Raw genomic sequence first — 17,581 nt, 5'->3', positions numbered from 1 at the left:
TCCAATGCTTTGGGGTTAAATATATGGTATATGGTGAGGAAAGGCGATCGGCGATCGCTTCTACATTGACTCCAACGGCGGAACCTCGAAGTCATTAAACGAGCAAACATTGTAAGACGAAGCGGCTATTGCCTTCACCAGCTTACCGTCGAGAGTCAGCAAAGTAGCACCTACCTGCTGTGAAAGTGCGACATAAGAGCCATCGTAGGCGGAGATTCCATAATTTAATGCGATCACAACTGCATCCGCCATCAAATCAGCCGTTGAGACAACACGCAAAGGAAAGCTTTTGAGAGTTGCTAAATCTGCTGGCACATCAGCAACAGCATAAAGTCTGGCGTGGACATACTTCCAAATGATGTTGCCACACTCAATGTAAAACAGGTCTGGGACAAAGATTGCAGTTTGGGGATTGGCAAGATGAGCAAACAGTTGATTAACTTTCGGAGTTAGTGGATCGTCTGGTATAAATTGCTTAATAGCTACACTTGCGTCTACAACACACCTGAGAGGGATAGTCATCTGTCTCGGTCTTCTCGGATTAACGCAGTACTATCAGGCCATTCCACATCAGTCTGGCGACTCTCACGGCGAAGGCGGATTTCCTCTAAGAGTTTTGGGACATTTTTTCGTCTTTCGTCCTCAGTTAAATGTATTTTTGTCTTCTGCAAGGCGTTCTGCAATATTGTAATAACTTGAGCATCAACTGAGCTATTTTCAGCTTTAGCTAACTCTTGCAGTTGTTCGTATAACTCATCAGGTACATTTAGTGCATGAAGGGTAGCCATTGATTGAACTCCCAAAAGAATTTATTGGTAATGGTAGCACGATGGCAGTAGGGGGAGAGGCGATCGCCTTTGGTTTGTGGGTGCGATCGCTTTATTATCTCTACTACCCACCTGTTTCTTAATCCTTCTCTTGTGATTCCTCTGACAGAGATTTTAGTGATGTTTTTCGTAAAACCCAATCAAGATAAAGTACAAGAATTTGCATTTTCAGAAAATGGTTGACACTTTTGATATTGGCATCGCTCAGTACCCATTTACAAAACTTCTCCAGCAGTATTCCAACAACAACTTCAACAGACTTATTTACAACCAGAGGGATTAGTGTTTCTAGCATTGGGACATTGAACTCAGTAGCTTAACTGAGTTCAATGTCGCAATTTTCTTTTGGAGTTATTTATCTGACTTGTCTTGACTTAGCTTGACTTACACTGATTTAACTCCACATTTTGATAAAAACTTTGGCTACACTGGCTTATAAGTAATTGTGGGAGTGGTCAATGTCTATACCAGAGGACTTTCTTAAGCAACTGGAGCAATACAGTGAATTGTCGCACCGAGAGAAAGAAGTTTTTCTAAAAATATTCAGTCGTAGCAAGAGTCGAGTCCACGTAGTTCAAGAATTAAACATTTCTGAAAGTAACCTCAGCACTTGCCTCACAGGTATTTACAAAAAATTTTGCATCACTGGTAATGGCCCTGTTAAAGAAAGCCGCTTACGGGAGTATCTGAGCAAAAGATACTCACAGCAACAACCCTCTAGTCATTTAACTACAGATGACATAGATGATTCTATTGATATCTTAGTGCAAGAAATCCGCAAACAAGTCAAACCATACATCAAACAAAAATGCGGAACCATGCGGGTGCTGGATATGCGTCAACCTATAAAGTTGACTGGCAAACAAGGTATTTATACTAATGTCAATATTCTTGAGGAAATTACAGGGCGCAGACGATCTAAAATGGCAGAACTACTGCAAAACTATGATTCTGATAACTTTGATCGGTTCGGACTCAGGCGAGTAAAAGAGAAGCGTGTGCCAGGCTTGGAAGCAGTACAACGTCATAGCAAGCTAATGGTATTGGGTAAACCAGGTGCAGGTAAGACTACCTTTTTGAAGTATCTGGCGATGCAATGTATCGAAGGGCATTTTCAGGAAAGCCAACTTCCCTTGTTTATTACCCTCAAAGATTTTGCAGAGGTACTCAAACAACCAGATATTTTGGAATATATTGCTCAACAACTGTCTAGCTATGGAGTGACAGATACCAGGTTGAAAACAGAACAACTGTTGAGACAAGGTAGAGCATTAGTGTTATTGGATGGTTTGGATGAAGTTCGAGAAGAAGACACGAAACGAGTTTTACGGCAAATTCGAGAGTTGTCCGACCAGTTTCACAACAATCAATTTGTTATCACCTGTCGTATTGCTGCCAAAGAATACACTTTTGAAAGTTTTACCGAAGTAGAAGTGGCAGATTTTGATAAAGAACAAATCGCTATCTTTGCACAAAATTGGTTTCAGTTCATTGACCAAATAAAAGGTGAACGCTTTATCCAAAAACTCAAGAGAAACAAGCCAATTCAAGAACTAGCAACAAATCCTTTATTACTTACCCTACTATGTCTGGTATTTGGGGAAAGCAATGATTTCCCGATAAATCGTTCTGAACTTTATAAAGAGGGGTTGGATGTGTTGCTGAAGAAATGGGATGCCAAACGCAATATTGAGCGAGATCAGGTGTATAAAAACTTATCTTTGCATCGCAAAGAAGACTTATTGAGCCAAATTGCTCTGATCTCTTTTGAGCAGAAGGATTATTTCTTTAAGCAAAAAACAGTTGAAGTATACATTGCTGAGTTCATTTGTAACTTACGTGATGCTGATACCGACAAAGAAGTTCTGAGGTTAGACAGCGAAGGTGTTTTGAAATCTATTGAAGCGCAACACGGGCTATTAGTAGAAAGGGCAAAGGGAATTTATTCATTTTCTCACTTAACTTTTCAGGAGTATTTTACTGCCAGAGAAATAGTTGCTAATTGTGCCTGGGAAAGTTTAGTGGAGCATATCACAGATAAACGCTGGCGTGAGGTATTTTTGCTAACTATAGAGATGATGCGGAAAGCAGATGAATTAATAAGGTTGATGAAGCAAAAAATTGATGAATTATATATTAGAAATCCACAATTACAGTTACTTGTAGCATTTATTAACCAAAAATCAAATTCAATAGAAACCCACTACAAGTCAGTAGCTGTCAGAGCCTTTTATTTTGGCTTATTTCATCTATTTACGGGACAAATTAGTTTTAATGTCACTTTTGAGTCTATATCTCTTGTTCAATCTGCTGACTTCAATACAGGCATTATTTTTGCTTATAGCCAAGAACGAAAACCAGTTCTTATTCCTAAACTCAACCTCGAACTTGCAAATTTACTTGGGTTTTCTAAAATCTCAACTAAAGTAAATAAATGTACTTTTGATTACTTTCTTGCTATCGCTTATGCTCTTACTTTTACTTGTGAAGATGCCGATAAAAGTGCTTTTAACCTTGCTACATTTTTGGACTTGTATCGTAGTATTTCTATTATTATTGGGTATGCTAAACAATTTGATATTGAACTACATCGAGTACTCATAACCCTAAAACAACAGCTACCAGACCCGGATCAATATCAAACAAGCTTTTTACAGTGGTGGAGAGGAAGTAGTCAGGATTGGGTAAAGCATATTAGAAATGTAATACTTGAATATTTTGGTTTTGATTATGCTTGGAAGCCTAACAAAGAAAAAAATCAATTATTGCAACAATATTACTATACAAACAAATTGCTAATAGATTGTTTGAACAGTGATTGCTATACTAGTCAAAAAATCAGACAAGAAATTGAAAATACTCTGCTATTATCATTTAATCTTTAAAATCAATATAAACCAGGAAAAATATAAATAAAAAAGCAAATATTAACAACGTAAATTTATTTAAAAATATTTGATTTTTTTAGCGCTAACTATGAGAAAAGATATTTGCGATCGCACTTTTACTTTTTCAGTTCGCATAATCAAATTGTGCCAGTTTTTAGATGACAAACCAGGAGTAGCACGAACCCTTGCTCAACAGTTGTTAAGGTCAGGAACATCGATAGGAGCTAATGTAGAAGAAGCACAAGCCGCTCAAAGCAAAGCAGATTTTATCAGCAAGCTCATGATTGCACTAAAAGAATCCCGTGAAACTCGGTATTGGTTAAGATTGCTCATTGCTGCTGAAATAGTACCCCAAGAAAGAATTAGTCAACTCCAAACCGAAGCCGAAGAACTAACAAAAATTCTTGGTGCAATCATTATCTCCACCAAAAGCTCCACCTAACCTCATCTTCCTCAATTTTTAATTTTTAATTTTCAATTTTTAATTCCTCAACGGAGAGGGGGAGATTCGAACTCCCGGAGGTTTTAGCCTCATCCGATTTCAAGTCGGACGCAATCGACCACTCTGCCACCTCTCCAGTAAATCTGTCTAGCTTGTACATACCCTACTTTCAGACGCTATTCAGGCGCTTTTGTTGGTTAGCACTAAAGCTGACAGATAATACTATATCGTATCATCTACGCAGATTGCACTACTGGATGCGAATGTCTACGACACACTACGCGATCGCTCGTACAAAATTTCCTCTGAAGCCACCTGGAAGTCATTGCCCACCCAAACTAGGGAAACTTGCGAAACCACACCCGCCTCTAGGGTGACAATGGAAAAATTACGCAACTTTTCGCTGTCATTTTCTACAATCCTGGGCACAGTGGCTGCATTCAAGTAAATTGTCCCCTCTGGACTTCTAAAGATGGGCTTGCGCTGCACCTTCTTGGTATGGCGTAAATCTCGGTGCATGTGACCAAATGTCACCAGAGGAATCGTTTTACCAGCAGTCAAGGCTTGAGAAATCGCCTCGCCAAAATCTGGATCGCCAAAGTCGCCGCCAATTGGGTGCCAGTCTTTACCACAGGGGTCTTCGGGGCGATCGCCTAACCCACTAGGCCCATTGTGACCCAAAAATATAATCGTCTCGTAAGCGGCGCTTTTCACCGCTTTAACGATGCGATCGGCAGATTCTTCCAAACTCGTCACACCGTAACGTTCTTGACAGATTTCCGCGAATTTCCACTCTGGACCACCCCAGGTAAAGGGACGACCCCCCACTACAGTTAAATTCCAAGCGGGAAAATCCAGCTTACCGTAACCAACATGGGACGGGCCTAATAAATCGAGTTGTTCCTGTACCCAGTCTTCCTTAGAGCGGTCATAAGGAGCCTTCTTACGTCCCCATTCGGTGGCAGTGTACCAAGCATCGTGGTTGCCCATCACGGCTGCTTTGGGAATATCGAGAGAGGCGATCGCTCTGACCACTTCCACCGATTCATTGCCAAAATCCCCCACAAACAGCGCTAAGTCAACACCCAAATGCTTGAGTGCAATACCATCTTCCACTTCCCATTGGTCGTGAACATCTCCAATTACAGCAATTTTGAGGGTTATCGATTGAGTTTTCTGACTGGTCATGCCACTTTCCTTGCCGTCTATCTCCAGGATATGAAACTCAGCCCGATTTGGATACAACCCCAAAATATCAACCGTCCACTATTTTTGGTAAAAACTACTATAATTAATTTTACAGGACATAAATTTGCAATTTAAAGCACCCCCTAACTGTGTTTACCACTGCACTAGCTCAACGAGAAAAAACCCAACTGGGTAAACTACCACTAGATTTGTTCGCCGCCATTGAAAGTCTGAAAAAAGAACTCAATGCAGTTATCCTGGCACATTATTATCAAGAGCCGGATATTCAGGATATTGCAGACTTTATTGGGGATTCATTACAACTGGCGAAAGCCGCAGAAAAAACCAATGCGGATGCGATCGTCTTTGCTGGTGTTCACTTCATGGCAGAGACAGCAAAGATACTTAATCCCGATAAATTAGTACTTTTACCAGATTTGAATGCTGGTTGCTCTTTAGCAGATAGTTGTCCACCAGAGGCGTTTGCAGCTTTTAAAGCAGCGCATCCTAATCATTTGGTGGTGTCTTACATCAACTGCTCTGCTGATATTAAAGCGATGAGCGATATTATTTGTACTAGTTCCAACGCTGTGAAAATTGTACAGCAGATACCGAAGGAACAGCCGATTATTTTTGCCCCAGATCGGAATTTGGGACGGTATGTCATGGAACAGACTGGACGAGATTTGGTACTGTGGCAAGGTAGCTGTGTTGTCCATGAAACCTTTTCGGAAAAGAAAATTGTCCAGTTAAAAATTGCCCACCCAGAAGCAGAGGCGATCGCACACCCAGAATGTGAAAGTAGTGTATTGCGCCATGCCAGCTTTATTGGCTCCACAGCCGCTTTACTCAACTATTGTCAAAACAGCCCTACCAAAGAATTTATCGTTGCTACGGAGCCTGGAATCATTCACCAAATGCAAAAACTAGCTCCTGACAAGCACTTCATTCCTGCCCCACCGATGAATAACTGCGCTTGTAACGAATGTCCGTTTATGCGGTTAAACACCCTAGAAAAGCTTTACTGGGCAATGAAAAATCGTACTCCCGAAATTACCATGTCAGAGGATATTCGCCTTGCTGCACTGCGACCAATGCAACGAATGCTGGAGATGAGCGTTTAACCAGTATTTTTTATCCATAAGGTAGAGACGCAGTTTTGTTGCGATCTCTACCTGCAAGTTATTTTTTCTAACCACTTGCTAATTATAAAACATGGTGCTAAGATTTTAAATCGTGAGACAAATCGGGTCGGTGTCCGAGTGGTTAATGGAGACGGACTGTAAATCCGTTGGCTAGCGCCTACGCTGGTTCAAATCCAGCCCGGCCCACCACTTACGAAGTTATAAGTTATAATGACTGAGTTAAGAGCAAAGCTCCCAGCATTGTAACTTACAACTAAAAAACCGAAGTTATATTTTGCCCGTGTGGCTCAGTGGTAGAGCACACCCTTGGTAAGGGTGAGGTCACGAGTTCAATCCTCGTCACGGGCTTTTTGCGTTAACGAAATAATCAACCGAAATTCAAGGGTTTCAGCCTTCTTAAGAGATTTAGATGTTCAAAAGCTAAGTCTCTTACTTGCATTCATGGCTATTCTGACTATGATCAGCTTGTTTTTTGGCTATGATTTGGCTATGATTTTGTAGAGTACATTATTTTCATAGCTAAAATTTAGAGCATGAACACTACACAGAAAGCCTCTAAGGGATCAGTAGGTGTTGAATGTTTCCAAGATAGATTACGGCTGAGACTACCAAGGCAAGTCTGTGCTAGTAACAAAAGGTATATATCGCTGAATTTAGCTGATACACCAGAAAATCGTCAGCTAGCAGAACAGAAAGTACATCAGATAGAGTTAGACATTCTATCTGGCGAGTTCGATAAAACACTGGCTAAGTACAAGCCACAGAGACATTTATCTATAGTTACTCCTGGTGAACAGCAGAAAATATTAACAATTTCAGACCTATGGGATAGGTACATTGATTACAAGCGCCAATCTTTAAAACCTAGAACACTGGATAAACTAGCTGTACTAGAAAAACATATCAAACGCTGTCAATATCAAAATTTGGATGAGGGTATAAAAATCAGACTTGCATTGTTGCAACAAACAACTACCTCACAAGCCAAAGATGTACTCATGTATCTTTCAGCAGCTTGTAAATGGGGAATTAAATATGGTTTAGTAACTTTTAATCCTTTTGAAGGAATGTACAACGAGCTTCCCAAGCATAAGTGGCAGGATAATTCACAACCTAACGCCTTCAGTGAAGAAGAGAAAGAAAAAATAATTCAGGCTTTTAAAAATCACAAACCATCTAAAGGTATAGGCTACAGTTATTACTCACCATTTGTGGAGTTTTTGTTTTTAACAGGATGCCGACCATCAGAAGCTATCGGTCTGCAATGGAAGCATATTACACCTGATTGTTCTCAAATTAGCTTTCAAGGCGCATTAGTTCAGGTGGGAAATGGTGAAAGGGTGAGGGTTAATGGCTCTAAGAACAATAAAAAGCGTGTTTTTAATTGTAACCAACGACTACAAGAATTAATTTTAGAAATCAAACCAAAACATCTTGAGCCGGAATCTTTAATATTTCCATCACCAGAAGGAGTATCAATACATTACAGGAATTTTTCACGTCGAGCTTGGGATAAAATTGTAGACCCATTAGTAAAACGTCAAACCACACCATATTCGTGTCGTGATACTTTCATATCTGAGCAAATTGCAAAAGGTGTTCCTACTGCTGTAGTTGCAAAATGGTGTGATAATTCGGTGGATGTTATAGAACAAAAATATCTTGATAATAAACTTTTAGAGCAACTTCAACCGCTTTAGTATATTCACTGTTGAGAAACTCACATCCTTACTAAAGATGTAGCCACGAGTTGAATCTTCGTCATTGGTTATTGACTACTCTATTATCTCCCGCATATTTAGCTTGTATTTTGTAAAATTTATCGTCTTTGTAAGCAACAAAATCAAAAGGTAAATGCTCACAAACAACTGGTGTGAGAATCAAGTATCCTTTAAGTGTTAGATCGGCGATCGCTTTTGTAGCTGCAATATCGCCTTTGTTCTTGGTATGATGCAGCAATAACGAACCCTCAATCGAGGAAATAATCATATCACTTTACAGTGCTTAAGGGTTCATATTAAGTTAAAACGAGCGCGGCAGGGTTCGAACCTGCGACCGATTGCTTAGAAGGCAATTGCTCTATCCACTGAGCTACGCGCCCAAAACAAAATAATGGCTCCCAAAGGAGTCACCTGCACTATTATATCGTCTTCACCTACCAACAAGCAATCGAAAATTGCAGATTTACCACTAGCAAGGCTAAGATGCTAGTCGCTAGTTAGTCAATCTACACCGAAAACGAAACAGATGGGGTATTGGTTTAGATATATTGAGTTGTCAAGGGGTTATTTGCCTGTTAGGGCTAACGCCCTCTGGGCGGCTACCTTCGGGAAGGATCTGGCGATCGCTAGGCTTATTTCCACAGTATGCTAGGTAATTTCAGCCTTGGCGATGCTGCCAAATGCCATTATATATTCCATATTAAGAGTGCCCCTGTGAGGAGTTATTTGCTAGTGCCATGTTTATTCTCAAACGGCAGGATGTTGAAATATCAAGCATTCAGCACCCAAAAAAGGATCAGCAGGTGCCGATCCTCAGTTATCAAGGGCAGACTTTTCGCTTGATTAGTGTCTTCAAAGCTAGTCAAGAGGAAGAAGCTAGAGCCTTATGGAGAGAATTAACGGATAACCGAGGTAAAGCCTGTGTTTTGCTAGAGGAACCAGAACGCTTTAGTGTTTGGGGTAAAATCCGTTTAGAGCAGCTGGATAGTGACACAGGTGGTCATGGCAAAACGGCGATTTTAATCCAAGCCAGTATTTTGCTGTTGCAAGGTGTTTCTATCGATATTGAAGAGTTTTTAGGTGCTAGACAAGCTGCATTATTTGAAAAAGATATTGCGGAGGTGTTCAAGCAGAAACAATTTCCCCAAGCATCTTCCCTAGAAGCGGTTAAATATTTGGTATCTACTAATCCTTTGCCGACAGCCAAAATACCTGATTGGCAAGAAAATCATGTAGTTATCCTGTTACAAGAACTGCATCGATTAGGAAAAGCCTATTTTGGCAATGCTAATTTTACCAAACAAGTGATTTATAAGCTAGAAGATATGCCAGAAGCCGAGCGATCGCTGTTTTTCAGCTGGCTAAATCAATCGCCACTAGGTAAACTATGGCAGTAGCATGGAAATTTTTTCACAAAATTCCTGCCACTGGCACTTGCTTTTGGTGTCCGATTGTGTATTATTTGGCAGAGCCACTGCTATATATACAGTCCTTTAACTCAAAATACTGCCAGAGTGCATCTACATAGTCAAGTCTTATGAATAACTCTTACGAGAATTCGTTCCTTTCTAAATCCATTTTCACCACTCAGAACATTGTCTTAGCTAATATTGGCTGGGCCGTACTAGCACTGCTATACTTTTTGTTGTTTAGTGCCAAAGTTCCCGGAGCCGATGGCATAGAAAGCCGAGCCGAGTGGTATGTGATTGGCACAAATATTTTTGAAGCTTTAGCTTATTTGGGTGCCAGTATCTTATGCTTGAGGAACTGGCTGAGTCCACAAATCGTCAGTGGGCGAAATGTTTGGCTCTTAATTGGGCTAGGTATGCTTTCCTATTTCGTTGGGGGGATAATCTTCGGCTATACCGAAATAGTTTTAAAAGATGAACCGGATGTGTCTGTGGGCGATATATTTTTTGTACTGACTTATCTATTACTTGGCGCAGGCATGATTTTAGCTGTGGCTTCCAGGCGAATCAATCTGGAAAAATGGCAGTGGCTAATTGTGTTAGCAATTGCAGTGTTCGGTAGTTTGTTAGCATGGTGGATTTCTATGCAACAGGAAACACCCTCAGAACTGCTAGTCGCTATTTTGAATTGGTTTTACGTAGTTAGCGATGTGGTTTTGTTAATTATTGCTACCACCCTGCTACTAGCCTTTTGGGGGGGAAGAGTTTCCCAGTCTTGGCGAATGATTGCAGCGGCGGCCTTTTCGCTCTACATTGCAGATATGTGGTTTAAATACGCCCAAGGCCCCAATTATCAAAGTGGGGAGATATTAGAAGTGTTTTGGGTGTTTAGTGGAGTGTTATTTGGCATGGGCGCTGTCTTAGAATATGACGCATCACTAAGACGAACGCGGCGTACCAGCGGACGGAAACGAGCTTAGTAAGGATTTTTGGTATCTACCGTGAGAAAATTAACAGACTCTGACAAGCAAGAAATTCTTAAGTTGTATCGAGAGACTGCCGAAACAACCTCAACTTTGGCAGACCGCTATGGTGTGAGTAACTCGACAATTAGTCGCCTGCTCAAAAGCACTTTGCCAGAAGATGAGTATGAATACTTAGTCTCTTTAAAGCGGGCTGCGAGAACTCCTGAAGGAAGGGCACAGGTAAGCTACGAACAGTTACCGTTGCTAAGTCAATCAGAGCCGGAGATAGAAGTTCCACCCAGCGAAAGCCAACCCTTGGAAGTGCCAAAGGTTGAGTCACTACCACGTAAGATAATTCGTGTAGAGCAGGAACTTTACTCAGAGGAAACGGCAGAGTCAATTGCTGCTAGTAGACGAGTGCGGCGACGCCCCTCGGCGACGGAGAAACCCAAACTCCGAGTCACAGAGAAATTAGAAACTCCAGAGTCAAAGCCGCTGGAAATAGTCAGCATTCCTATCCCACCGCTAAAGAATGAACATCCAGGAGCGGCGGTCATCGCGCACATGCTAGGCGAAGATTTGCTCGACGAATCCGAGGATTTGGATGATTTAGAAGATGATGATTTAGAAGATGATGACTTTGAGGAAGAAGACTTTGATGATGATGACCTAGATGAGCAAAGACCTTTAGTTACAAAACGAAGACCAGGTGAAGCATCAGTTGAAGTTTTACCACTGTCGATAGCCAATTTGCCCAAAACTTGCTATTTGGTAATTGACCGTTCCTCAGAATTAATTACGCGACCTCTGAAGGACTTTGGTGACTTGGGACAAATTCCCAGCCTGGAAACCCAGCAAAGAACTCTGCCGGTGTTTGATAATCATCGCGTTGCCAAGCGTTTTTCTACTAAACGCGATCGCGTGATTAAAGTTCCAGATAGTAAAATGCTCCATAAGGCTCGTACTCATCTACAAGCTAAAGGCATTACGCGACTGCTAATTGATGGTCAGGTCTATTCTTTGTCTACGGTTTAGGAGTTAGCAGTTGAAGTAGAGCATCGATTCAGTAATTAAAAGCAGGGCTGTTTCATCTTTGCATCCATGATTTTTCATCCCCTAGATGGTTGTAATTTTACATCTTTTAGGGCGTGAAACAGCCCTGCGGTTGGACGGGACAAGGACAAACAAACACCCTCCTACAAATCTTCGTCGGCTACATTACATAGCTAAAGAGCCATTTATGGAGTTCAATCTCAATGATTATCCTTACCATTCCCACCGTCGAGTTATCTTAGGCAAAAAATATGCTGTTGCTACTAGTCAACATTTAGCAACCTTAGCAGGAATAGAAATGTTTTTAGCAGGAGGAAATGCAGTTGATGCTGCCGTTGCGACTGCGATTGCTTTAACCGTTGTTGAACCTACATCAAATGGAATTGGTTCAGATGCGTTTGCGATTGTTTGGGATGGGAAATTACATGGTCTTAATGCTTCTGGAAGAAGTCCTCAACAGCTGAATTTAAAATCATACTTAGGTATGGAAAAAATTCCTCAATTAGGATGGTTATCTGTAACTGTTCCTGGAGCAGTTTCTGCTTGGTATCAATTATGGAATCGGTGGGGAAAATTACCGTTTGAACAACTATTTACTCCAGCAATCCGTTATGCAGAACAAGGGTTTTCTTTGTCTCCCATAACTGCACAATATTGGCAACGTCAAGAAAATATTTATCTGTCTCTAACTTCTCCAGAATTTCAGCCGTTAAAGCAAGTATTTTTTCCTAACGAGCGTGCTCCTAAAACAGGAGAAACATGGGGAAGTTTATGGTTTGCAGAAACATTAAAAGAAATTGCTAATAGCGGAGGAGAAAGCTTTTATCGAGGAAAATTAGCGGCTGCGATCGCTAATTTTTCTGCTGATACAGGAGGATGTTTAACAAAAACTGATTTAGCCAATCATCAACCCATTTGGTGCGATCCAATCTCAACTCAATACAAGCAATTACAAGTGTGGGAAATCCCTCCCAATGGACAAGGAATTGCTGCATTGATGGCACTGAATATTTTAGAAGGCTTGAAAATTGAAAAATATGCTCGTAATTCAACCGAAAGTTTCCACTATCAAATTGAAGCGATGAAACTTGCTTTCGCTGATGTTTATTCTCATGTTTGCGATCCAGATTTGATGAAGGTTTCTGTTAATCAGCTACTAGATAAAAATTATGCTATCCAGCGTCAATCCTTAATCGAAGATACAGCAATTACTCTAGCTAATACAGGATTAACTCAAGGAGGAACTGTCTATTTATGTACTGCCGATCCAGATTTAATGGTATCCTTCATTCAATCTAACTATGAAGGATTTGGTAGCGGTATTTTAATACCTGAAACTGGAATTTCTTTACAATGTCGGGCAGCAGGATTTACTCTACAAGAGGGACATCCTAATCAAGTTGCACCACAAAAACTTCCATTTCATACTATTATCCCCGGTTTTCTGACTAAAGACAATCAACCTTTAGGGCCTTTTGGGGTTATGGGTGCACCAATGCAACCACAAGGACACTTACAAATGGTAGTTAATTTATCTGACTATCAAATGAATCCTCAAGCTGCTTTAGATGCACCTAGATGGCGATTTTTAGAAGGCAATAAGATTCTTTTAGAAAAGGGTGTAAGTTCTGAAATTATTGCAGGCTTAAGAAAGCGAGGTCATAATCAAGAAATTGCTTCTGAAATAATGTTTGGTAAAGGTCAAATGATTCTGAGACATAATGGAGTGTTAGTTGCTGCTTCTGAATCTCGTTCTGATGGTTTAGCATTAGCATATTAAGCACTTGGATTTTTGATTAGATCGGGACTAGCTGTAGACAGCTCTAGCAAAGCGCTCTGCCAAGTAAATAATGTCTTGTCTACGAGCAATTTGGTTCATCCATTGTCTGGGAATATTTTCTACTCCGTAGTAAATTCCCGCCAATCCACCGGTGACAGCGGCCGTAGTATCGCTATCTCCGCCTAAGTTGACAGCTTTCAGTACTGCCTCAGAATAAGACGAGCTATTTAATAAACACCACAGGGATGATTCTAAGGTATCAATCACATAGCCACCAGAATTAATTTCTTCCACTGGTATCTTGGCAATCTCACCACTGAAAACTCTGCCAAAATGCGGCTTCTCTAACAAAAATTCTCGGACAGAATAAATTGTTTGGATATCTTGCAGTGCTTGTAAATAAGCTGTTTGCGGGTCAGCCCCTTCCAAGAGCGCCACTGCAATACTAATATAAATGCCGCAGGCCATTTGCGATCGCGCATGAGCATGAGTAATTGCCGAAACATCATGTACCCGCGCCAGCAATTCGCCTAAAGTTAAGCTTCTGTGATAATAAGCCATCGGCAAGATTCTCATCAATGAACCATTGCCATTACTATTTTCGACCTTACCACCCGCCTGATGGGGAACAACTCCCTGTTTCAGGCGCATAATTGCTGTGTGGGTAGTTTGACCAATATCAAAGACATCGCCACGGGGAGTCCAGTAAGCCTCCTTGTACCAGCGCCAGAAGGAATTGGCTATAGCATCCAACGAATACCCCCTACAAAGGCATTCTGCCAAGCAAAAGCTTAAGGAACTGTCATCTGACCAAGTTCCTGGTGGTTGATTCCATGTGCCATAACCCAACATCGTTGTCACTGGAGATTTTACTCGTTCAGCACGGCTAGTAAACTCCACTGGCACACCCAACGCATCACCGACACATAAACCCATCAAACCAGACAACGTTTTTGCAGCGGTTAGCATTATTCAATCTCCACAAGAATTGCTCAAAATTAACTTTATAGATTCCTTCTATAGCTTGTTGCAACAGATGCTACAGCCTACTTATTCACCATCTGTGAAAAGCTCGGCAAAAATTATTAATCGGGTATTTTATTTACCATATCCCGATTAAGTTTTAGTTCCAATTATTGTGACAGTTTTAAAAGCGTCTATCGGGGGAACAAAGAGCCAGAATGGAAAGACATTGAGATGTAATTATAACAGCTTATTTATAAATTAAAGGGATAGTTGTCCTGTAAGCGTTATGCATTAATAACAACAGTCATTTAATAAAAATTGGGAATCATTTGGAACATTATCATTTTATTTTCGACCTGGAATATACAAGTAAAAAATACAAAATTTGGTCAAAATTATGAAACGCTTACTCAAGTCTTTCGTGACAATTTCTGCATTGTCTTCCTTAATAGTTGCTCCTTTTATTCTATCAGCTGGTCAAGCTTCTGCTGAAACCAAAAAGGGTACTGATGCTAGTTATGTTGGTGCTGGTGTTGCAGCTGGCGTTACCAGTGGCGGACAAGGTATCAATGATGATGCTACCTTTGGTGGTAATGTCACAGGTCGCGCGAAATTAGGAAATACGCCGTTTTCTGCACGCGGTAATGTCCTTTGGAGTGATAAAACGAGTGCCATCATCCCAGAACTTTCTGTGGATGTGCCCATTGCTAATAGAACTAATGCCTATTTAACTGGTGGTTATTCTTTTGTAGAGAAAGATGGTTCACCAACTCCTATAGGTAACAGAGATTCAGTAGTGGTAGGTGCTGGTGTTGAATCAGAAGTTGCTAACAATTTCCTCGTCTACACTAATGCCAAAGTAGGACTTGGTGCTTACCAAAATAGCGATGCTTCTGCTGTTAGCATCAATGGTGGTATTGGTTATCGCTTCAAATAAAAGATTATTGAGTCCTCAGTCAGTTTATACTTTACTTAATACTCAGGACTCAGCACTTCTTCACTCACTACTCCAAAAAGCTGGTTTTGTTAAGTATTACATCACTGACAAAGCCAGCTTTTGCCGTGGTAAAATTAAAACATTCCTCATTATTCCGGCCGGATTACCGGGGATCAAGTAGCCGAAGGGTGCTGATTCGGCGTCTACTAATGCTTTATTGAGAATACTATACAAGTCTAATGGTTAAATCTGCTCCTTCCCCCATCGCTAGCCGTAAGCCTTCCAAAGTAGAAGGAATCAAGGAAAATAGTAATTTTTTGCGTGAACCTGTAGCAACTGAGATTCTTCAAGACACTACCCATTTTACTGAAAATGCGGTACAGCTTTTAAAGTTTCACGGTTCTTACCAGCAGGATAACCGTGACAACCGCACCAAGGGACAGGAAAAAGATTACCAGTTTATGCTGCGGACAAAAAATCCAGGTGGTTTAGTACCGCCGCCGCTGTATCTGGCTTTAGATAAAATCGCTGATGAGTATGGCAACCACACATTACGAGCAACTACCCGTCAAGGTTTCCAACTGCACGGTATTTTAAAGAAAAATCTTAAATCAGCAATTGCCACGATTGTCAATAATTTGGGTTCGACTTTAGGAGCTTGCGGCGACATCAACCGCAACGTGATGGCACCACCAGCCCCTTTTAAGAATCGCCCAGAGTATCAGTATGCTTGGGAGTATGCTCAGAATATTGCTGATTTGCTGTCAGCACAGACAGGCGCTTATTACGAAATTTGGCTAGATGGGGAAAAAGCAATTAGTGCTCAAGAGAACCCAGAGGTAAAAGCAGCACGACAGCGCAATGGGAATGGCACAATTATCCATGACAACGAAGAACCGATTTATGGCACGCACTATATGCCGCGCAAGTTCAAAATTTGCGTGACGGTGCCAGGGGATAATTCGATTGATTTGTATTCTCAAGACCTGACGTTGGTAGTAATTACTAATAAAAAGAAACAGCTAGAAGGATTTAATATTTTTGCTGGTGGTGGTTTAGGTAGAACCCACGGTAAAGAAGAAACTTTCGCTAGGTTAGCAGACGCCATCGGTTATGTGGCGAAGGATGACGTTTACGACATAGTGAAAGCGATTGTTGCTACCCAAAGAGATTATGGCGATCGCACTGATCGTCGTCATGCCAGATTAAAATATCTAATCAACGATTGGGGCGTAGATAAATTCCGCGCTCAAGTTGAAGAATATTTCGGGAAACCAGTCGAAGCCTTCAAACCACTGCCAGAGTTTAAATATTACGACTTTCTCGGCTGGAATGAACAAGGTGATGGCAAGCTATTCTTAGGAATTTCCATTGACAATGGTCGAATCAAAGATGAAGGTTCGTTTCAACTGAAAACCGCTTTGCGGGAAATTGTCGACCAGTTCAAGTTGCCCATCCGTCTGACACCCAACCACAACCTGATTTTTTACGATATCGAACCAGATAGCAAGCAAGCTATTCAAGATATTCTCAGCCGTCACGGTGTCGGAGACGACCCCAGTAAAATCGAACCTCTAGTGCGGTATGCAATGGCTTGTCCGGCTTTACCGACTTGCGGCTTGGCAATCACGGAATCAGAACGGGCAATACCAGGTATTTTGGAAAGAGTTCGCACTCTGTTGGATCAAGTTGGTTTACAAAAAGAGCATTTTGTAGTAAGGATGACAGGATGCCCCAACGGTTGCGCTCGTCCCTACTTAGCAGAATTGGGCTTTGTCGGTAGCGCTCCAGAATCTTACCAATTATGGTTAGGGGGTTCGCCAAATCAGACTCGACTGGCACAACCTTACACAGATAAGCTGCACCATAATGACTTGGAAAGCTTCTTAGAGCCGATTTTTGTTTACTTTAAGAAATCTCGCAAATCAAAGGAAAGCTTCGGTGATTTTTGCGATCGCGTTGGTTTTGATGCCATCCGCGAATTTGCTGCTAGCTACGAACCCCAAACAGCTAATGGTGCAAACAAATCGCGCCATCGAGTCAATTTGAAAGAAGAGGTTTATAGCAAGCTGAAGGAAGTAGCAGAAAGTCAAGGTAAGCCGATGACTCAGTTGGTGAGTGAAGCGCTAGAAGCTTACTTCCAGACTGTTTCGTAAGCCGAAAAATTGAAGATAATAAAATCAAAGAGAGACACAGATAAATCCATCTGTGTCTCTCTCGCATAAGTCCTAATACAGTTAGGTAACACATCCACAGGAAA

General features: G+C 41.2%; 17 protein-coding genes and 4 tRNA genes. 13 read left to right on the top strand and 8 right to left on the bottom strand.

Going from position 1 to position 17,581, the window contains the following annotated elements:
• Window positions 1-60 precede the first annotated feature (60 nt).
• A complete protein-coding gene (locus HWQ40_RS04760; protein WP_292775280.1) occupies window positions 61-522 on the bottom strand; it encodes a type II toxin-antitoxin system VapC family toxin in 462 nt (153 codons plus the stop codon).
• Complete coding sequence (locus HWQ40_RS04755; protein ID WP_292775278.1) at window positions 519-788, bottom strand: hypothetical protein; 270 nt, start codon at window positions 786-788, stop codon at window positions 519-521. Before HWQ40_RS04755 ends, HWQ40_RS04760 begins: the two co-directional genes overlap by 4 nt.
• Here HWQ40_RS04755 and HWQ40_RS04750 point away from each other — a divergent pair.
• Entirely contained in the window at window positions 788-910 is a 123-nt protein-coding gene (locus HWQ40_RS04750; RefSeq protein ID WP_292775276.1) for a hypothetical protein, read from the top strand. The genes HWQ40_RS04755 and HWQ40_RS04750 overlap by 1 nt on opposite strands.
• Here the strand turns inward: HWQ40_RS04750 and HWQ40_RS04745 are convergent.
• Complete coding sequence (locus HWQ40_RS04745; protein ID WP_292775275.1) at window positions 907-1,122, bottom strand: hypothetical protein; 216 nt, start codon at window positions 1,120-1,122, stop codon at window positions 907-909. The genes HWQ40_RS04750 and HWQ40_RS04745 overlap by 4 nt on opposite strands.
• A gap of 163 nt (window positions 1,123-1,285) precedes the next feature.
• Here HWQ40_RS04745 and HWQ40_RS04740 point away from each other — a divergent pair, with 163 nt between their 5' ends.
• Both HWQ40_RS04740 and HWQ40_RS04735 read left to right on the top strand, forming a co-directional pair.
• Window positions 1,286-3,712, top strand: coding sequence for an NACHT domain-containing NTPase (locus HWQ40_RS04740; RefSeq protein ID WP_292775273.1), 2,427 nt, complete (start codon window positions 1,286-1,288; stop codon window positions 3,710-3,712).
• 91 nt (window positions 3,713-3,803) lie between these two features.
• A complete protein-coding gene (locus HWQ40_RS04735; RefSeq protein WP_292775271.1) occupies window positions 3,804-4,157 on the top strand; it encodes a four helix bundle protein in 354 nt (117 codons plus the stop codon).
• 51 nt (window positions 4,158-4,208) lie between these two features.
• Here HWQ40_RS04735 and HWQ40_RS04730 read toward each other — a convergent pair.
• A tRNA-Ser gene (locus HWQ40_RS04730) sits at window positions 4,209-4,293 on the bottom strand.
• A 131-nt stretch (window positions 4,294-4,424) separates the two neighbouring features.
• The gene (locus tag HWQ40_RS04725) at window positions 4,425-5,345 is read right to left on the bottom strand and encodes a TIGR04168 family protein (protein WP_292775270.1); all 921 of its coding nucleotides are present in this window, start codon (window positions 5,343-5,345) and stop codon (window positions 4,425-4,427) included.
• 149 nt (window positions 5,346-5,494) lie between these two features.
• Here HWQ40_RS04725 and nadA point away from each other — a divergent pair, with 149 nt between their 5' ends.
• The 4 genes from nadA to HWQ40_RS04705 all read left to right on the top strand — a co-directional run bounded on the left by nadA (window position 5,495) and on the right by HWQ40_RS04705 (window position 8,190).
• Window positions 5,495-6,469: a quinolinate synthase NadA gene (gene nadA, locus HWQ40_RS04720; protein WP_292775269.1), complete on the top strand. Its 975-nt coding sequence runs from the start codon at window positions 5,495-5,497 to the stop codon at window positions 6,467-6,469.
• 124 nt (window positions 6,470-6,593) lie between these two features.
• Window positions 6,594-6,679, top strand: a tRNA-Tyr gene (locus HWQ40_RS04715).
• Between the two features lie 87 nt (window positions 6,680-6,766).
• Window positions 6,767-6,838: transfer RNA gene (locus HWQ40_RS04710), tRNA-Thr, on the top strand.
• A 185-nt stretch (window positions 6,839-7,023) separates the two neighbouring features.
• Entirely contained in the window at window positions 7,024-8,190 is a 1,167-nt protein-coding gene (locus HWQ40_RS04705) for a tyrosine-type recombinase/integrase (RefSeq protein WP_292775267.1), read from the top strand.
• Between the two features lie 61 nt (window positions 8,191-8,251).
• On the opposite strand, the gene HWQ40_RS04700 is transcribed toward HWQ40_RS04705, so the two are convergent.
• Both HWQ40_RS04700 and HWQ40_RS04695 read right to left on the bottom strand, forming a co-directional pair.
• Window positions 8,252-8,479 (bottom strand): group I intron-associated PD-(D/E)XK endonuclease, encoded by a 228-nt coding sequence (locus tag HWQ40_RS04700; protein WP_334981524.1) that lies wholly within the window; start codon window positions 8,477-8,479, stop codon window positions 8,252-8,254.
• A 39-nt stretch (window positions 8,480-8,518) separates the two neighbouring features.
• A tRNA-Arg gene (locus HWQ40_RS04695) sits at window positions 8,519-8,591 on the bottom strand.
• 357 nt (window positions 8,592-8,948) lie between these two features.
• On the opposite strand from HWQ40_RS04695, the gene HWQ40_RS04690 reads away from it, so the two are divergent.
• From HWQ40_RS04690 to HWQ40_RS04675, 4 genes are all read left to right on the top strand, one after another.
• Window positions 8,949-9,608 carry an Npun_F0813 family protein gene (locus HWQ40_RS04690; protein WP_292775265.1) on the top strand — a complete coding sequence of 220 codons (660 nt, stop codon included), beginning with the start codon at window positions 8,949-8,951 and terminating at the stop codon, window positions 9,606-9,608.
• Between the two features lie 140 nt (window positions 9,609-9,748).
• Window positions 9,749-10,600: a hypothetical protein gene (locus HWQ40_RS04685; protein WP_104908316.1), complete on the top strand. Its 852-nt coding sequence runs from the start codon at window positions 9,749-9,751 to the stop codon at window positions 10,598-10,600.
• Window positions 10,601-10,621: 21 nt separating this feature from the next.
• Window positions 10,622-11,620: a transposase gene (locus tag HWQ40_RS04680; RefSeq protein ID WP_292775264.1), complete on the top strand. Its 999-nt coding sequence runs from the start codon at window positions 10,622-10,624 to the stop codon at window positions 11,618-11,620.
• 85 nt (window positions 11,621-11,705) lie between these two features.
• Window positions 11,706-13,418 (top strand): gamma-glutamyltransferase family protein, encoded by a 1,713-nt coding sequence (locus HWQ40_RS04675; RefSeq protein ID WP_292775262.1) that lies wholly within the window; start codon window positions 11,706-11,708, stop codon window positions 13,416-13,418.
• 27 nt (window positions 13,419-13,445) lie between these two features.
• Here the strand turns inward: HWQ40_RS04675 and HWQ40_RS04670 are convergent, their stop codons facing one another.
• Window positions 13,446-14,387: an ADP-ribosylglycohydrolase family protein gene (locus HWQ40_RS04670; RefSeq protein WP_292775261.1), complete on the bottom strand. Its 942-nt coding sequence runs from the start codon at window positions 14,385-14,387 to the stop codon at window positions 13,446-13,448.
• A gap of 394 nt (window positions 14,388-14,781) precedes the next feature.
• Between HWQ40_RS04670 and HWQ40_RS04665 the strand changes: the two genes are divergently transcribed.
• A complete protein-coding gene (locus tag HWQ40_RS04665; protein ID WP_292775260.1) occupies window positions 14,782-15,321 on the top strand; it encodes a hypothetical protein in 540 nt (179 codons plus the stop codon).
• Window positions 15,322-15,560: 239 nt separating this feature from the next.
• Entirely contained in the window at window positions 15,561-17,477 is a 1,917-nt protein-coding gene (gene sir / locus HWQ40_RS04660) for a sulfite reductase, ferredoxin dependent (protein ID WP_292775259.1), read from the top strand.
• The last annotated feature ends 104 nt before the right edge of the window (window positions 17,478-17,581 follow it).

This window comes from Nostoc sp. NMS9 (genome assembly GCF_017114995.1).
Classification (GTDB): domain Bacteria; phylum Cyanobacteriota; class Cyanobacteriia; order Cyanobacteriales; family Nostocaceae; genus Nostoc.
Note: the sequence above shows the minus strand (reverse complement) of the source record. Positions and strands in the feature narration are given on the sequence as shown.